This is a genomic window from Pseudomonas sp. 5P_3.1_Bac2 (genome assembly GCF_025465995.1).
In the GTDB taxonomy this organism is placed as follows: Bacteria; Pseudomonadota; Gammaproteobacteria; order Pseudomonadales; family Pseudomonadaceae; genus Aquipseudomonas.
This window is the reverse complement of the sequence record NZ_JANLNY010000023.1, coordinates 72,897-87,977: the sequence shown is the minus strand read 5'-3', so window position 1 is coordinate 87,977 and position 15,081 is coordinate 72,897. Positions and strand designations below refer to the sequence as shown.

The window sequence follows — 15,081 nt, the reverse complement described above, 5'->3', positions numbered from 1 at the left end:
TTGCTTTGGGCGCGATTCACTGTGCCGGCCTGCCATCATTAAGAGGGTTGTTTGCACATGCGTATTGACCGTTTAACCAGTAAATTGCAGCTCGCGCTATCCGATGCGCAGTCCTTGGCGGTAGGGCTTGATCATTCGGCCATTGAACCTATTCACCTGATGCAAGCCTTGCTTGAGCAGCAGGGCGGCTCGATTAAGCCGCTGCTGATGCAGGTTGGCTTCGACATTAACGGCCTGCGCCAGGCACTGGCTAAAGAGCTGGATCAGCTCGGCAAAATTCAAAATCCATCGGGCGATGTGAACCTGTCGCAAGATTTGGCGCGCCTGCTCAATCAGGCTGATCGCCTGTCCCAGCAAAAAGGTGATCAGTTCATCTCCAGCGAGCTGGTATTGCTGGCCGCCATGGATGACAGCACTAAGCTGGGCAAGCTCCTGCTCAGCCAGGGCGTGACCCGTAAGGCGCTGGAAAACGCAGTGAATAACCTGCGCGGCGGCGATGCGGTGAACGACCCTAACGTCGAAGAAAACCGTCAGGCGCTGGACAAGTACACGGTTGACCTGACCAAGCGCGCCGAAGAGGGCAAGCTCGATCCGGTGATCGGGCGCGATGATGAAATCCGCCGCACCATCCAGGTTTTGCAGCGCCGGACCAAAAACAACCCGGTGTTGATCGGCGAACCTGGCGTGGGTAAGACCGCCATCGCCGAAGGCCTGGCCCAGCGCATCGTCAACGGCGAAGTGCCGGATGGCCTGAAAGATAAACGCCTGCTGTCGCTGGACATGGGCGCGTTGATTGCCGGCGCCAAGTTCCGTGGCGAGTTCGAGGAGCGCCTGAAGGCCGTGCTCAATGAGCTGTCCAAGCAGGAAGGACGGATCATCCTGTTTATCGACGAGCTGCACACCATGGTCGGCGCCGGTAAAGGCGAAGGCTCGATGGACGCCGGCAACATGCTCAAGCCGTCGCTGGCCCGTGGCGAGCTGCACTGTGTGGGCGCCACCACGCTGGACGAATACCGCCAGTACATCGAGAAGGACGCAGCTTTAGAGCGGCGCTTCCAGAAAGTGCTGGTCGATGAGCCAAGCGAAGAGGACACCATCGCCATTCTGCGCGGCCTCAAAGAGCGCTACGAAGTGCACCACAAGGTGGCCATCACCGATGGCGCGATTATCGCGGCGGCCAAGCTGTCGCATCGCTATATCACCGACCGCCAGTTGCCGGATAAGGCCATCGACCTGATCGACGAGGCCGCCAGCCGTATCCGCATGGAGATCGACTCCAAGCCGGAGGTGCTCGATCGTCTGGAGCGCCGTCTGATCCAGTTAAAGGTGGAAGCCCAGGCGCTGAAGAAAGAGGACGACGAAGCGACGCTCAAGCGTCTGGAGAAACTCAACGAGGATATCCAGCGCCTGGAGCGCGAATACGCCGATCTCGAAGAAATCTGGAAATCGGAAAAAGCCGAGGTGCAGGGCTCTGCGCAAATCCAGCAGCAGATCGAGCAGGCTAAAACCGAGCTGGAAAACGCCCGGCGTAAAGGCGATCTGAGCCGCATGGCCGAGTTGCAGTACGGCATCATTCCGGATCTGGAGCGCAGCCTGCAGATGGTCGATCAGCACGGCAAGCCGGAAAACCAGCTGCTGCGTAATAAGGTGACCGAAGAGGAAATTGCTGAAGTCGTCTCCAAGTGGACCGGCATCCCGGTTAACAAAATGCTCGAAGGCGAGCGCGACAAGCTGCTGAAGATGGAAGGCTTGCTGCATCAGCGGGTGATCGGCCAGAACGAAGCGGTGGTGGCCGTGGCCAACGCCGTGCGGCGCTCCCGTGCCGGGCTGGCAGACCCGAACCGGCCAAGCGGCTCGTTCCTCTTCCTAGGTCCAACCGGCGTGGGTAAAACCGAGCTGTGCAAGGCTTTGGCCGAGTTCCTCTTTGATACCGAAGAGGCGCTGGTGCGTATCGATATGTCCGAGTTTATGGAGAAACACTCGGTGGCTCGCCTGATCGGTGCGCCGCCCGGCTATGTCGGTTACGAGGAGGGTGGTTACCTGACCGAAGCGGTGCGGCGCAAACCTTACTCGGTGATCCTGCTGGACGAAGTGGAGAAGGCTCACCCGGACGTGTTCAACGTGCTGCTGCAAGTGCTTGAGGATGGTCGCCTGACCGACAGCCACGGGCGCACCGTCGACTTCAAGAACACCGTGGTGGTGATGACCTCCAACTTAGGCTCCGGGCAGATTCAAGAGCTGGCCGGGGATCGTGAGGCGCAGCGCGCGGCGGTAATGGATGCGGTGGCCAGCCACTTCCGGCCGGAGTTCATCAACCGCATCGACGAGGTGGTGATCTTCGAGCCTCTGGGTCGTGAGCAGATCGCCGGTATTGCGCAGATTCAACTGGGCCGCCTGCGTGGCCGCTTGGCTGAACGTGAGCTGAGTCTGGAGCTGAGCGAGGAGGCCATCGATAAGTTGATCGCTGTCGGCTATGACCCGGTCTATGGCGCGCGTCCCCTAAAACGGGCGATTCAGCGGTGGATCGAGAACCCGCTGGCGCAGTTGATCCTCGCCGGCAAGTTCGAGCCGGGCGCCACGGTTACCGGCAAGGTCGAGGGCGACGAGATCGTCTTCGTCTGATTCAGCAATCGCCGCTTGTAGTAAACACCCCGAGTCGTTAGCGCGGCTCGGGGTGTTTTTTATTGGTGAGGCGATTTTGCTCTACAAACGACGCTAAGCTGCTGATTTGTATAAAAATTAAGCAGAATCCCTGTCTCCTTGAGCAAAAAATAGCCATTGCGCAAAAAAAACGCCTTTGTTCTGCAAATCATTGGAATAAAAGCAATTTAGGGGGTTGACACCCGTGCGTGAAAACGTAAAATGGCGCGCCTCAGCACAGCGAACTGGTTTAACAGCTAGAACGTGAAGTTGAGACGGAAGTTAAGTAGTTCCGCGATAGCTCAGTCGGTAGAGCAAATGACTGTTAATCATTGGGTCCCTGGTTCGAGTCCAGGTCGCGGAGCCAAACTTCTCATCGGGGTATAGCGCAGTCCGGTAGCGCGCCTGCTTTGGGAGCAGGATGTCGGGAGTTCGAATCCCCCTACCCCGACCATTTTTGGGTCGTTAGCTCAGTTGGTAGAGCAGTTGGCTTTTAACCAATTGGTCGTAGGTTCGAATCCTACACGACCCACCATGATTCACGGCTAGCCTTACAATCAACGCTAGTGAAAGCGCCAAAAGCCTTTCGATTCGTGCCTCATACGCAGAGCCCGCCTAAATGGCGGGCTTTGTCGTTTCTGGCGTTTGCGTTTTGCTTAAGCAGGCGCCGCCTCTACTGATCGACCTGTTGAATGTCTTTAAGGCGTTGGCTCTGTTGCGCGGCCCGATGGTCGCGGGCCAGGTAGCTGTACAGGGTGGGCAGCACCAGCAAGGTGAACAGGGTGCCCACGAGCATGCCGCAGACAATCACCAAGCCAAGTCCCTGGCGGCTGTGGGCGCCGGCGCCGCTGGCGAAGAGCAAGGGCACCAGGCCGACGACCATGGCGGCGGTGGTCATCAGAATCGGCCGCAGGCGAATTTGCGCAGCCTTGATGATCGCCTGATGGCGGTCGAGCTGTTCCTGCAGCTGAATCTCGTTGGCAAAGGCCACCATCAAAATGCCGTGTTTACTGATCAGCCCGATCAAGGTGACCAGGCCAATCTGCGTGTAGATATTCACGGTGGCCAGGCCCAGCGCTAAGGGAATCAGGGCGCCGCACAGCGACAGAGGCACGGTGATCAGGATGATCAGTGGATCGACCAGGCTTTCATACTGCGCCGCCAGCACCAGATAAATAATGATCACTGCCAGAGCGAAGGCAATCACCAGACTGTTGCCTTCGTGAACGTATTGGCGGGCGTCGGCTTGCCAGTCGTGGCTTAAACCGGCGGCCAGCTTGGCGCTGGCTTGCTCTAAAAAGGCTACGCACTGGCCCAGGCTGACGCCGGGCGCGGGGATGGCCTGCAAGGTGGCGGCGTTTTGCTGGTTGAACTGCGTCAGTTTATTGGGCTCGGTGCTGCGCTCCAGGCGTACCAAGGCGGATAGCGGCACCAGTTGGCCGTCGCGGCTGCGCACATATTGCTGCGCCAGGGCTTGGGCATCGAAGCGGTCGGCCGCGTTAGCCTGAGGGATCACGTCGTAGGAGCGACCATGCAGGGCGAAGCGATTGACGTAGTTTTCCCCCACCAGCACCGCCAGCGACTCGGCTATGTCAGCCATGCTCACGCCGATGGCGTTGGCCTTGTCACGGTCGATCAGTAGGCGCTGCACGCTGTTGTTGTAGTCCAAGTCGCTGTCGACCACGGCAAACAGGCCGCTGTCGCGGGCCTGTTGTTTAAGCTGCTGCATGCTCTCGTACAGGCTGCGGTAATCCTGAGGGGTGCGCAGCACCAGTTGCACCGGCATGCCGCCGGTGGAGCCGGGCAGGGCGGGCAGTTGGAAGACAAAAATAGCGCTGCCCTCGACTTCATCTACCAGGCCTTGCAGGTCGGCCTGGATCGCGGCGGCATCGCGTTCACGCTGATCCCACAGCGACAGGTTGATGCCGCCAAAGCTGGTGGCCGGGCCGTCGGTGCCATTGATAATCCAGCGGCTGGTGGTTTCCGGCAGGCGTTGGTAGACCTCATCGAGCTTGCGTGAAAAGGCCTCGCTGTAATTCAGGTTGGCGTATTGCGGTGCTTTGATTGAGGTCAGCAGATTGGCCTGATCTTCCACCGGGGCCAGTTCATGCTGGGCGTTTTGGTACAGCCACGGCAGGCTGAACAGCACGAGCAGCGCCACCAGCAGGCTGATTAAACGATGGCCTAGGCTCAGTTGCAGCAGGCGGCTGTAATGCCGGGCGCTGCTATCGAACAGGTGATTGGCCAGGCGTGCTACGCGACTGTGGTCATCGGGGCGCAGAATCAGCGAGGCCATGACCGGTGACAGGGTCAGGGCGACCACGCCGGAGATCACCACCGCGCCGGCCAGGCTCAGGGCAAATTCGCGAAACAGCGCAGCGGTCAGCCCGCCCATAAAGGCGATGGGCGCGTACACGGCGGTCAGGGTTAAGGTCATGCTGATCACGGGCGCCGCCACTTCACGGGCGCCGAGCAGGGCGGCGCTGACTGCGGACTTACCTTCGCTCATATGCCGGTGGGTGTTTTCCACCACCACGATGGCGTCGTCCACCACCAGACCGATGGCGAGCACCATGGCCAGCAGGGTGAGCAAATTGATGCTGAAGCCAAACGCCAGCATCAGACCGGCGGCGCCCAGTAATGACAGCGGGATGGCGACGATGGGGATGAGCACCGTGCGCAGCGAGCCCAGGCACAGATAGATCACCAGCACCACAATCAGCATGGCTTCGACCAAGGTGCTCATGACCTCGTCGATGGAGGCCTGGATAAACCGGGCCGTCTCAAATGCCAGCTCCACTTTGACCCCGGGCGGCAGAGTCTGGCGGATGTGCTTAAGCTGCTGCTTGATCGCCGCGACAATCTCCAGCGGATTGCCCAGGGGCGCCGCAAACAAGCCCAGATGCACCGCGGGTTCGCCATCCATCAAGGCGCTGGTGTCACTGGCGGCAGCGGCCAGCTCGACCGTGCCGATATCGCGGATGCGCACCAGCCCCTGGGCGTTACTGAGAATCACCAAGTCGCGAAACTGCTCGACGCTGCCCAGGTCGCTGTTGACCTCAATGCTGGCCTGCCAGTACTGACCCTTCACCTGGCCGGGGGCGGCTTGATAGTTTTGCGCGCGGATCGCGGCGGCCACATCCTGAGCGGTCAGGCTGCGGGCGGCCAGGCGCGCCGGGTCCAGCCACAGGCGCATGGCCAGGCGCTGGCCGCCAAAGGTTTCCACCTTGGCCACGCCTTCGATGGCGGAAAACATCGGCTCCACTTCGCGCGCCAGATAATCGCTCAGGGCGGCGGCGGATAACGTTTGGCTGGCGAAGCCGACATAGGCCACGGCGGTGGAGTCGCCGTTGGAACGCTCTATCACCGGGTCATAGGCCTCGTCTGGCAGGCGATAGCGCACCTGATTGACCTTGGCCATGACCTCGGTCAGTGCCTGGCTGGAGTCTTGGCCGAGGCGCAGGCGCACATCAATTCGGCTGGTGCCCTGCACCGAGCTGGAGCTGAGGTAATCGATGCCCTCCACCGAGGCCACGGACTGTGCGATGGGCTGGGTGACGAAGCCCTGCATCAGCGCAGCCGGCGCGCCGGGATATTGGGTGGTGATGCTGATGGTGGCGTTTTCCAGCAGCGGGTATTGGCGGATGGGCAGCAATTGAATGGCCAGCAAACCGATCAGCAACAGCACCGCATTTACCACCAGGGCCAACACCGGGCGGCGAATAAAGCGGTCGGTGAAGCTCACGGCGCGCTACCGTCGGGGGCGAGGCTGTTGTGGCGCACCGCTTGCAGCGGGCTGCCGTCGCTGAGTTTGATCTGCCCGGAAAGCACGACCTTTTGCCCAGCTTTCAGGCCGCTAAGCACTTCGATGCGATTGCCCCAGCTGTCGCCGGTTTGCACCGCCACCCGTTTGGCGCGCCAGCCTGCGCCATTGGGTTCGGCGATGAACACCGTGTCGCCATAAGCGCTGGCGACGATTGCGGTTTGCTCCACGCTCAGGCTCGGGCCAGTGCTGGGGCGGCGCACCTGGACATCGGCAAACATGCCGGCGGCCAAGGGGGCGGCAGGCTGTTCAAGACGCGCCTGAATCTGGGCCATGCGCGCACTGTCGAGGATCGGTTCAATGGCGTTGATACGCGCCATAAAGACGTGGTCAGGCACCGCCGGCAGACGTAACTCCACACTCTGGTTGAGCTGTAGCTGGGCGCTGAGCTGTTCTTCTAAGGCGAAGTTAACGCGCAAGTGGCGGTTGTCGCTGAGGCTGACAATGGCGTCGCCGGGGTTGAGGTGTTGGCCCAGATTGACCCGGCGCACACCGAGCTGGCCGCTAAACGGCGCGCGGATATTTTTCTGGTCGATCAGGGCGTCTTGCTGGGCCAGCTCGGCGCGTAGGGCGTCGCGCTCACTGCGGGCCTGATCCTGTTGCTCGGGGGTGCTGGCGCGACTGGGTAGCAATTGATTGATGCGTTTCAGGCGCTGCTCGGCGTTGCGCAGTTGCGCGCGCAGACGCAGGCGTTGGGCTTGTTCGGGGGCATCGTTGAGACGCAGCAGCGGCTCGCCGGCCTTGACCTGTTGCCCGGAGTCGAAGTGCAGAGCACGCACCTGGCCTTCGACTTCGGCACTGATCTGCACCTGTTGCAGCGCTTCCAAGGTGCCGACGCTGCGGTGATAGCGCGGGATGGTTTGGCTGCGCACTTCACCCAGTGCCACCTTGATGCTGGCGGGTGGCGGCGCCTCTTCAGGGCGGGCGTCATGGCTCCACCAAACATAGGCGCCTGCTCCCGCCAATAGCGTTACGGCGGCCAGTAGTAGTGCTTTTTTCACGCTGGGCACGGCCCTAAGGCTTGCCACTGCTGACGGCGCTGGCAGGTTCGGCGTGGCTCAACGTTGCTGTCGCTGTAGCCGGGTTGGCTGGGGTGTACCACTGGACTAACAGCATGCCGATGAAAATCAGCACAACCCCGGCCACGCGGCCCAGGTTGGCTTCCTTGACGGGCAGGCCCATGAGGCCGAAATGATCCATCAGCAGTGAGGTCAGCATCTGCCCGCTGATCACGCAGATGATAAAGCTGGTGGCGCCCAGGCGCGGCGTGAGCATCAGGGCGCTGGTGATGTAAATGACGCCGGCTACGCCGCCAAACCAGGCCCACAGCGGCAGGCTGCTGGCCTGGCTCAGTTGCGCCGCCGGGGCGCGCATAGCCAATAGCACCGGCAATACGACCAGCAGGCTGACTAACAGGGAAGCGATGGTGGCCCACAGTGGATGGCCTAACGCGCGGCCCAGGCTGGCATTGCTGCCGGCTTGGAGGGGGACTAGTGCACCGGCGACCACGGCGGCGACGGCCAGGGCCACGCCAGAGAAGTTGAGGTAGGACGACATGGGATACCCCGGATTTATGTAGTTGTCGTGGGGCGAATTTTTATTTATTAATATTTTGAATGGAAATTCGTAATAATCATTTGAGGTATTCTCTAGATGAATAAATTAAGGCGTATCGACCTCAACCTACTGGTAACCCTGCACGTACTGTTGCTGGAAAAGCACATCTCCCGGGCTGCGTTGCGCTTGCACAAGAGCCAGCCAGCGGTCAGTCATGCCTTGGCCCATCTGCGCAAATTGTTTGATGACCCATTGCTGATCCGGCGTAACGGCAAATTGGAGCTAACCGCGCGGGCGGCCGAGCTGACTCAGCCGCTCAACGAGGCCCTTGGCCAGTTGGGCGCTTTGCTGGAGCCGCCGCAATTTGACCCTAGCCAGGCGCAGCGGGTGTTTCGTCTGGCCATGTCCGATTACGGCGCGCGGGTGCTGTTGCCTGAGCTGGTAAAAGCCTTACGTGCCACGGCGCCGGGCATTGACCTAGTGGTCACGCAAAGCAGCCGTGAGACGATGATGGCCGACGTAATCGACGGTGAGAGTGATATGGCAGTGGGGGTTTACCCCGAGCACTTACACGAGGATTTACGCGTGCGCACGCTGTTTGTTGAGCGCTTTGCCTGTCTGGCCGATGCCAGCACCTTGCAGGAGAGCGGCTCGTTGGATCAGGCCAGTTGGCTGGCGCGCCCCCATGTGTTGGTAGCCATGCGCTCTGGCATCGATGGTGAGATTGACCTGGCGTTAAAGCGCGAAAGTTTGAGTCGGCGTATTACCGTGACCTTGCCGCATTGGGGCGTGGCCAATGAGCTGATTGCCGGCACTGATTTGGTTCTCACCGTAGCCCGGCGCAGCCTTAGCGCGATTGGTCATGACCCGCGCGTGCGGGTGTTCGAGCCGCCCCTGGCGATTGCGCCCTTTGACTTCAAGTTGATCTGGCATCAGCGCCGCGAGGCGGACCCTGCCCACAGCTGGCTAAGGGGGGTGATCATGCAGGCCGTTAATAATGCGCACGTCTGCCAAAATGATCCACAAAGCTAATAATGTGCACGCTATCTATTCATCTTAGCGGCCACGGCTTGGCCTTTTGTCGCTAAAAATCGCGCCTGTTGTTCAGCTGGCTTTGATGGCCACAGGCCCTTACGCACTTCTGTGTTAGCCGGTATCCGGGCGTTTGAGTGTCCGGCTGCTGATCGCCTTCTGAATAACTGTCTGACAATTCTCCGTATGAATATTATTCATGCGAAAAAAGAATTGGATCTTTATCAGTGGCTGCTAAAGATTTATTCGCGCTGCAAATGATTTCGCCATGATCATGTCTTTTGGCTGCTTTTTTTCGAGATATTTCAGTTTTTTGTCGATTTTCGATTTTTGAAAAATCTCTTTAAGAAGCGCCGTATAGGGTCAGGGTGGAGGGTTCAGCGAGCGGTAAGACTATTAGCAACTCAGGAGGCGTATGAAAAAGGAAGCGGATTACGACACGATTGGCGGGTTGTTCGAAAATTTCACTGATACCGCTGCTCAGCGCGCGGTGGAGATCCGCACACTGATGCACATGGCCGGCGACGTCGAGGGCCTACACGTGCTGGATCTGGCCTGTGGCTATGGCTTTTTTGGCCGTGAGCTGCTGAAAAAAGGCGCGGCCAGCGTGGTAGGTGTGGACATCTCGGCGAAGATGATTGAGCTGGCTCAGGAGGAGTCACGCAAGCAGGGCGACAACATCGAATTTCATGTGCGCAACGTGTGTGAACTGGAGTCCTTGGGCCAGTTCGACATGGTCATGGCGGCCTGGCTGTTCAATTACGCGGAGTCGCTCAGTGACCTGCAAAAAATGTTCCAGGCTGTGGCGCGTAACCTCAAGCCGGGCGGGCGTCTGGTGGCCTATACGGTGGAGCCGGATTTTCAGCTTAGCCAGGGAAATTTCACCACCTATGGCGTGCATGTCCGCACTGAAGAACCTTGGCAGGGCGGTTTTCGTCACCAGGCCGAATTCGTCACCACGCCGCCGAGCCCCTTCACCTTCTTCCGCTGGAGCCGCCAGGACTACGAGCAGGCGATTGCCGCAGCGGGCCTGAGCCAGGTGCATTGGCAAAAGCCGTTGCTGCTGGAAAGCGACATCAAGCGCTACACCCCAGGATTCTGGGACACCTTCCAGAACAACTGCCTGCAGACAGGCTTGAACTGTCGCCATTGAGCCGCCTGCGTGACCGAACAGGGGATGTGCATATGGGGTTGTTAGAGCATTTTCATTGTCCGCAGGCCTTGCAAAAGGCGTCGCCTAGCCTGAGCGACCGCGCTTTATTAGGCCTGCCCGAGTCCTACACGGCCATGCGCGACTTAGCCATTAGCGCAGCGCAGTGGCGCGAGCTGACGCAGCTTGCGCCGGAGCATCTGGTGGCGCTGCTGCACAGCACCGAGGCCGACTTAGCGCTGCGTTATCAGGCCGGGCAATTGCTGGCTTGGCAGGGGGATCCGCGTTTATCGCCGTTGGCGCCGCAGATGATCGATATTCCCGCCGCGCAGGTGAGCATCGGCTTGGCCGCGCAAGAGGTCGATCGGGTCATGGCGGATCTGGCCGATCTGCAGCTGGATCGTGACTGGATCAACAAGGAGGTCCCGCGTCACCGCGTGCAGTTGCCGGCCTACCGCATCGGTCGCTATCCGGTGACTAATCTGGAGTACCGCCATTTCCTCGAAGATAGCGGCTATACAAGGCTGCCGGAAGACTGGTTTTTAGGCCGTTATCCACAGGAGCGGGCCAATCATCCGGTCAGCGGCATTCTGGCCGAGGATGCCGATCAGTACGCGGCCTGGCTGGCGCACAAAACCGGGCTGGCCTATCGCCTGCCCACGGAGGCGGAGTGGGAATATGCCGCCGCCGGTCCCGATAACCTGGAATACCCCTGGGGCCAGGCGTTTTCACCACTGCATGCCAACACCGCCGAGGCGGGGTTGTTTTGCACCACCCCGGTGGGCCTGTTCGCCCTTGGCGCCTCGCCATTCGGCTGCTTGGACATGGCCGGCAATGTCGAGGAATACGTGGCCGACGACTATCAGGCCTACCCAGGCGGTGCGCCTGTGACGGATGACCTGGTCAGCGCCACAGGCCGCCACCGCGTCGCGCGCGGCGGCAGCTACTCGCGTTTCCGTGATTTGGCCCGCTGCAGTCGGCGTCATGGAAAATTCCCTAGAACCATCTACGTCATGGGCTTTCGCTTAGCGCAAAGCCTGTAGCTATGACTTCACCGTGATGAATGAAGAGGTGTGCAATGGACGCGTGCCGGGTAAGTAGCACAGTTGAAATTCCCATTTTGGCCAACGGTCAGGTTGGAACCTTTGTCTCCTTCGACGGGCTGGTGCCGGGGGAAGAACACATCGCCATCGTGATGGGGGCGCAGGATCAGGAGGCGCCGTTGGTGCGCCTGCATTCGGAGTGTTTAACCGGCGATATTTTCGCCTCGCAGCGCTGCGACTGCGGCGCCCAGTTACATGAAGCTTTGGAGCGCATGGGCCGTGAAGGCGGTGTGCTGCTGTACCTGCGCCAGGAAGGGCGCGGTATTGGCCTGTACGCCAAGTTGGCGGCTTATCGCTTGCAAGACGCCGGCCTCGACACCTTTGAGGCCAATCGCCGGCTCAACTTTCCCGATGATGGCCGCGACTTTACCGCCGCCGCGCAAATGCTCGGCGCCTTGGGCGTGCAGCGCTGCCGCCTGATGACCAATAACCCGGACAAGGTCGAGGCCCTGCGTGAGCTGGGCATTGATGTGGTCGAGGTCATCCCCACCGGGGTGTATGTCACGGCCCATAACCAGGGCTACCTGCGGGCCAAGGCCAAGCAAAAGAATCACGCCATCAAATTGGATGTGTTGGCTGAACAATAAGGAGCGTTTGCAATGAAACACTTTGCCCCGATTAGCGGAATCGCCAGTTTTGCCCAGCGTTATATCGCCACCGCCGGTTACGACAACCAGGTGATCTTGTGGGATGTGCAAACAAAACAAGCCATACACCGGGTGCTGCATGATCACCTGGCCAACCAATGCGCCTTTAGCCCCGACGGCACCTTGCTGGTCAGTGCCAGCAGTGACTACAGCGCGCGGATTTGGGACGTGCCCAGTCTGCGTCTGAAAGTGGCCTTGGTCGGCCATGAGGATGACGTGGAAATGGCCGCCTTCAACCCCGCCGGCGACACCGTGGCCACCTGTTCGCGTGATCACACCATCCGCCTGTTTGATGTGGCCACGGGCGCTTGCCTTAACGTGCTGCGTGGCCATCAGAGTGATGTGATCTCCGTGAGCTGGGCGGCCGACGGCGCCACCCTGATTTCCAGCAGCGACGACGGCACGATTCGCCGTTGGCAGGTCGGCACTGGCGAGCAACTGGAAAGCATCGACCTCGATGGCGTGGAGACCGACACCATCGCCCTGGCCAGTGACGGCACGATCTTCGCGGGGGATGACGAAGGCCGCTTAACCCTCATCGACGGCGCGAATAAGTTCAGCCTACAAGCCCATGCGGCGGGAATTAAGCGGGTGGTCTGGGATGATCGCAAGCGCTGGTTGATCAGCCTCAGTTACGACCGTTCTGTGGTTTTGTGGCAGGTCGAGGGCGGTAAATTCCATAAGCTGGCGCAAAGTTCGCTGCCCAGTTTGATCTGGCCGCGCAGTTGCACCTTTGTCGGTGAGCAGCAGATTGCCTTTGTCACGTTCGGCTCCACTTACGGGCTGTGGAACCACGTCACTGGCGAGTGGGATTTAGACGGCATTGGAGAGGCCGTTAGCCTCAATGCGGTGGTGCGTCATGGCGGCCATACCTATGCCATCGGCGACGCCGGATTGTTGCTGATCAACGGTCAGCCCAGCACGCCAATTGGCAGCCTGTGTAACTTCTTGCTGCCCTTTGCTGACAGCATCCTCACGGGCGGGCAAATGGGCCAGGTGTACGATGCCGTCAGCGGCCAACTGCTGTACCAGCACCGCTCGCCACTCAATTGCGCCACCACCTATTACCGCGACGGCAAGTTGCACGCGGCGGTCGGTACCTATACCGGCGAGGCGCTGCTGTTTGCCCTCGATGAGCAGGGCCAGGTGCAATATCAAGGGGAAATCCAACTGCACGATAACGCCATCAAAGGCATTGCCGCCGATGAGCAGTACCTGTTCAGCGTGTGTGCCACGGCGGCGGTGGCCTTCCACCGCATTTCGGATTACGCCCTGGACCGCTATATCGAGCGGGCCCATGAGCGTATTTCTAATGGCTGCGCCAGTATTGACGGCGGTTTTGCGAGCATCGGTCGCGACTTAAAGCTGCGCCTGTGGCGTGATGGGCAAAGCGAGGCGTTCACCACGCCCCATCAGCATTCGGTGAAGTGCATCGCCACCTCGGCCGATCGCAAGCTGATCGCCACCGGTAGTTACGGCGGGACGGTGGCGCTGTTTGATCTGCACAGCCGCAGTTGGGTCAGCCAGCGCAAGCCCACCACCAGTGGGATCTCCAGCATCACCTATGCACCGGAGGCAGGCGCCTTTATCGCCAGTTCCTACGATGGTCGGCTGTATCCCATCGAGGCTTGAGCGAGTCCGAGCAATAAGCATTGGCCGGCGCGGGTTCGGTGCTTTGGCGACTGGGCGTAGCCCTTGTTGCAAGGGCATCCCGTGCTGGCGCTCACGCCCTGATAACTGACGCAAAGCCTGAACACAGCACGGGCCTAACCCCGTGCTGTGTTCAGGTGGGGCTTAGTGCAGTTTCAGGCGCGGCTTGGTGCTGCGGCCGATGCGGTCGCCGAGCATCAGCAGCAGGGTGCGCGGCAGGCCGTACAGGGCCATCTGGTGCATGCGGTACAGCGACACGTAGAACATCCGCGCCAACCAGCCTTCGAGCATGACGCTGCCGGTGAGATTGCCCATCAGGTTGCCCACGGCGGAGAAGGTCGACAGGGAGATCAGCGAGCCGTAATCGCGGTAGCGGTATTCCGGCAGTGCGCCTTGGCCCTGCATACGCAGCTTGAGCGACTTGGCCAGCAGCGACGCTTGTTGATGTGCCGCCTGTGCCCGTGGCGGGACGTTGCGCCCATCGGTGCCGGGTTGCGGGCAGGCGGCGCAGTCGCCCAAGGCAAAGATGTTGTCATCGCGGGTGGTTTGCAGGGTTGGACGCACTTGCAGTTGGTTGATGCGGTTCGTTTCCAGGCCGTCGAGGTCCTTGAGAAAGCCCGGTGCGCGAATACCGGCGGCCCACACCTTGAGGCTGGCGGGAATCACTTGGCCTTGGGCGGTGTGCAGCGCTTCAGCGGTGACCTCACTGACCGAGGCGCCCGTGAGGACGGTGACGCCGAGTTTCTCCAGGGTTTGATGCACGGGCAGGCTGATCCGCTCTGGCAGCGCCGGCAAGACCCGGGGACCGGCCTCGATCAGGGTGATGCGCATGTTCTCCGGGCTCACCCGGTTCTGCCCGTAGGCGGATAGTTCGTGGGCGGCGTTATGCAGCTCGGCAGCCAGCTCCACACCGGTAGCGCCGGCGCCGACAATGGCCACGTCAATCCGCTCATCCGCCGGCGTTTGGCTGGCGTGAGCGCGCATATAGCGGCGCAGCAGTTGGCGATGGAAGCGATCAGCCTGCTCGCGGGTATCGAGGAACAGGCAATGCTCGGCCGCGCCCTGGGTGCCGAAGTCATTGGTGGTGCTGCCGACAGCGATCACCAGGCTGTCGTAGCTCAGCTCACGGGCGGGCACTAACACTTCGCCATTTTCATCCAGGGTTTCATCGAGGCTGATGCATTTGCGGGCGCGGTCGAGGTTGCTCATGCGCCCGTATTGGAACTCGAAGTGATTCCACTTGGCCTGGGCCACGTAGTTGAGTTCGTCGCCGGAGGAGTTCAGCGATCCAGCGGCCACTTCATGCAGCAAGGGTTTCCAGATATGGGTGAGGGTGGCGTCGACCAAGATGATCTTGGCGTGGCCTTTTTTGCCCAAGGATTTACCCAGGCGGGTGGCCAGTTCTAAGCCGCCGGCGCCACCACCGACTATTACGATTTGATGAGTCATCACGCACGCTCGCAAGGTTTTTAATGAATA

At 60.4% G+C, this 15,081-nt stretch carries 10 protein-coding genes and 3 tRNA genes; 9 read left to right on the top strand and 4 right to left on the bottom strand.

Annotated elements, in window-relative coordinates; translation table 11 throughout:
- Positions 1 to 57: 57 nt before the first annotated feature.
- The 4 genes from clpB to NTD81_RS13530 all read left to right on the top strand — a co-directional run bounded on the left by clpB (position 58) and on the right by NTD81_RS13530 (position 3,175).
- The gene (gene clpB / locus NTD81_RS13545; protein WP_262183095.1) at positions 58 to 2,622 is read left to right on the top strand and encodes an ATP-dependent chaperone ClpB; all 2,565 of its coding nucleotides are present in this window, start codon (positions 58 to 60) and stop codon (positions 2,620 to 2,622) included.
- A 309-nt stretch (positions 2,623 to 2,931) separates the two neighbouring features.
- Positions 2,932 to 3,007: transfer RNA gene (locus tag NTD81_RS13540), tRNA-Asn, on the top strand.
- Positions 3,008 to 3,017: 10 nt separating this feature from the next.
- Positions 3,018 to 3,094: transfer RNA gene (locus NTD81_RS13535), tRNA-Pro, on the top strand.
- A gap of 5 nt (positions 3,095 to 3,099) precedes the next feature.
- Positions 3,100 to 3,175, top strand: a tRNA-Lys gene (locus tag NTD81_RS13530).
- 138 nt (positions 3,176 to 3,313) lie between these two features.
- Here the strand turns inward: NTD81_RS13530 and NTD81_RS13525 are convergent.
- Genes NTD81_RS13525 through NTD81_RS13515 form a run of 3 tightly spaced genes read right to left on the bottom strand, consistent with a single transcriptional unit; the run spans position 3,314 to position 8,020 of the window.
- Positions 3,314 to 6,385, bottom strand: a complete 3,072-nt coding sequence (locus tag NTD81_RS13525; protein WP_262183094.1) for a MexW/MexI family multidrug efflux RND transporter permease subunit — start codon at positions 6,383 to 6,385, stop codon at positions 3,314 to 3,316.
- Positions 6,382 to 7,464: an efflux RND transporter periplasmic adaptor subunit gene (locus NTD81_RS13520; RefSeq protein WP_262183093.1), complete on the bottom strand. Its 1,083-nt coding sequence runs from the start codon at positions 7,462 to 7,464 to the stop codon at positions 6,382 to 6,384. The genes NTD81_RS13525 and NTD81_RS13520 overlap by 4 nt, the downstream gene beginning before the upstream one ends.
- A 13-nt stretch (positions 7,465 to 7,477) precedes the next feature.
- A complete protein-coding gene (locus NTD81_RS13515) occupies positions 7,478 to 8,020 on the bottom strand; it encodes a DMT family transporter (protein WP_262183092.1) in 543 nt (180 codons plus the stop codon).
- A 96-nt stretch (positions 8,021 to 8,116) separates the two neighbouring features.
- On the opposite strand from NTD81_RS13515, the gene NTD81_RS13510 reads away from it, so the two are divergent.
- From NTD81_RS13510 to NTD81_RS13490, 5 genes are all read left to right on the top strand, one after another.
- Positions 8,117 to 9,052 carry a LysR family transcriptional regulator gene (locus tag NTD81_RS13510; RefSeq protein ID WP_262183086.1) on the top strand — a complete coding sequence of 312 codons (936 nt, stop codon included), beginning with the start codon at positions 8,117 to 8,119 and terminating at the stop codon, positions 9,050 to 9,052.
- Positions 9,053 to 9,467: 415 nt separating this feature from the next.
- Positions 9,468 to 10,205 (top strand): class I SAM-dependent methyltransferase, encoded by a 738-nt coding sequence (locus NTD81_RS13505; RefSeq protein WP_262183084.1) that lies wholly within the window; start codon positions 9,468 to 9,470, stop codon positions 10,203 to 10,205.
- A 32-nt stretch (positions 10,206 to 10,237) separates the two neighbouring features.
- Entirely contained in the window at positions 10,238 to 11,245 is a 1,008-nt protein-coding gene (locus NTD81_RS13500) for a formylglycine-generating enzyme family protein (protein ID WP_262183083.1), read from the top strand.
- 35 nt (positions 11,246 to 11,280) lie between these two features.
- A complete protein-coding gene (gene ribA, locus NTD81_RS13495) occupies positions 11,281 to 11,892 on the top strand; it encodes a GTP cyclohydrolase II (RefSeq protein WP_262183082.1) in 612 nt (203 codons plus the stop codon).
- 12 nt (positions 11,893 to 11,904) lie between these two features.
- Entirely contained in the window at positions 11,905 to 13,584 is a 1,680-nt protein-coding gene (locus NTD81_RS13490; RefSeq protein ID WP_262183081.1) for a WD40 repeat domain-containing protein, read from the top strand.
- 162 nt (positions 13,585 to 13,746) lie between these two features.
- Here NTD81_RS13490 and NTD81_RS13485 read toward each other — a convergent pair whose 3' ends face one another.
- Positions 13,747 to 15,051, bottom strand: coding sequence for an NAD(P)/FAD-dependent oxidoreductase (locus NTD81_RS13485; RefSeq protein WP_262183080.1), 1,305 nt, complete (start codon positions 15,049 to 15,051; stop codon positions 13,747 to 13,749).
- Between the last annotated feature and the right edge of the window lie 30 nt (positions 15,052 to 15,081).

What these genes read in the sequence shown, in the direction of transcription:
- clpB (WP_262183095.1), top strand. Translation starts at nt 58, where the DNA reads ATGCGTATTGACCGTTTAACCAGTAAATTGCAGCTCGCGCTATCCGAT.
- NTD81_RS13515 (WP_262183092.1), bottom strand. Translation starts at nt 8,020, where the DNA reads ATGTCGTCCTACCTCAACTTCTCTGGCGTGGCCCTGGCCGTCGCCGCC.
- NTD81_RS13510 (WP_262183086.1), top strand. Translation starts at nt 8,117, where the DNA reads ATGAATAAATTAAGGCGTATCGACCTCAACCTACTGGTAACCCTGCAC.
- NTD81_RS13505 (WP_262183084.1), top strand. Translation starts at nt 9,468, where the DNA reads ATGAAAAAGGAAGCGGATTACGACACGATTGGCGGGTTGTTCGAAAAT.
- NTD81_RS13500 (WP_262183083.1), top strand. Translation starts at nt 10,238, where the DNA reads ATGGGGTTGTTAGAGCATTTTCATTGTCCGCAGGCCTTGCAAAAGGCG.
- ribA (WP_262183082.1), top strand. Translation starts at nt 11,281, where the DNA reads ATGGACGCGTGCCGGGTAAGTAGCACAGTTGAAATTCCCATTTTGGCC.
- NTD81_RS13490 (WP_262183081.1), top strand. Translation starts at nt 11,905, where the DNA reads ATGAAACACTTTGCCCCGATTAGCGGAATCGCCAGTTTTGCCCAGCGT.
- NTD81_RS13485 (WP_262183080.1), bottom strand. Translation starts at nt 15,051, where the DNA reads ATGACTCATCAAATCGTAATAGTCGGTGGTGGCGCCGGCGGCTTAGAA.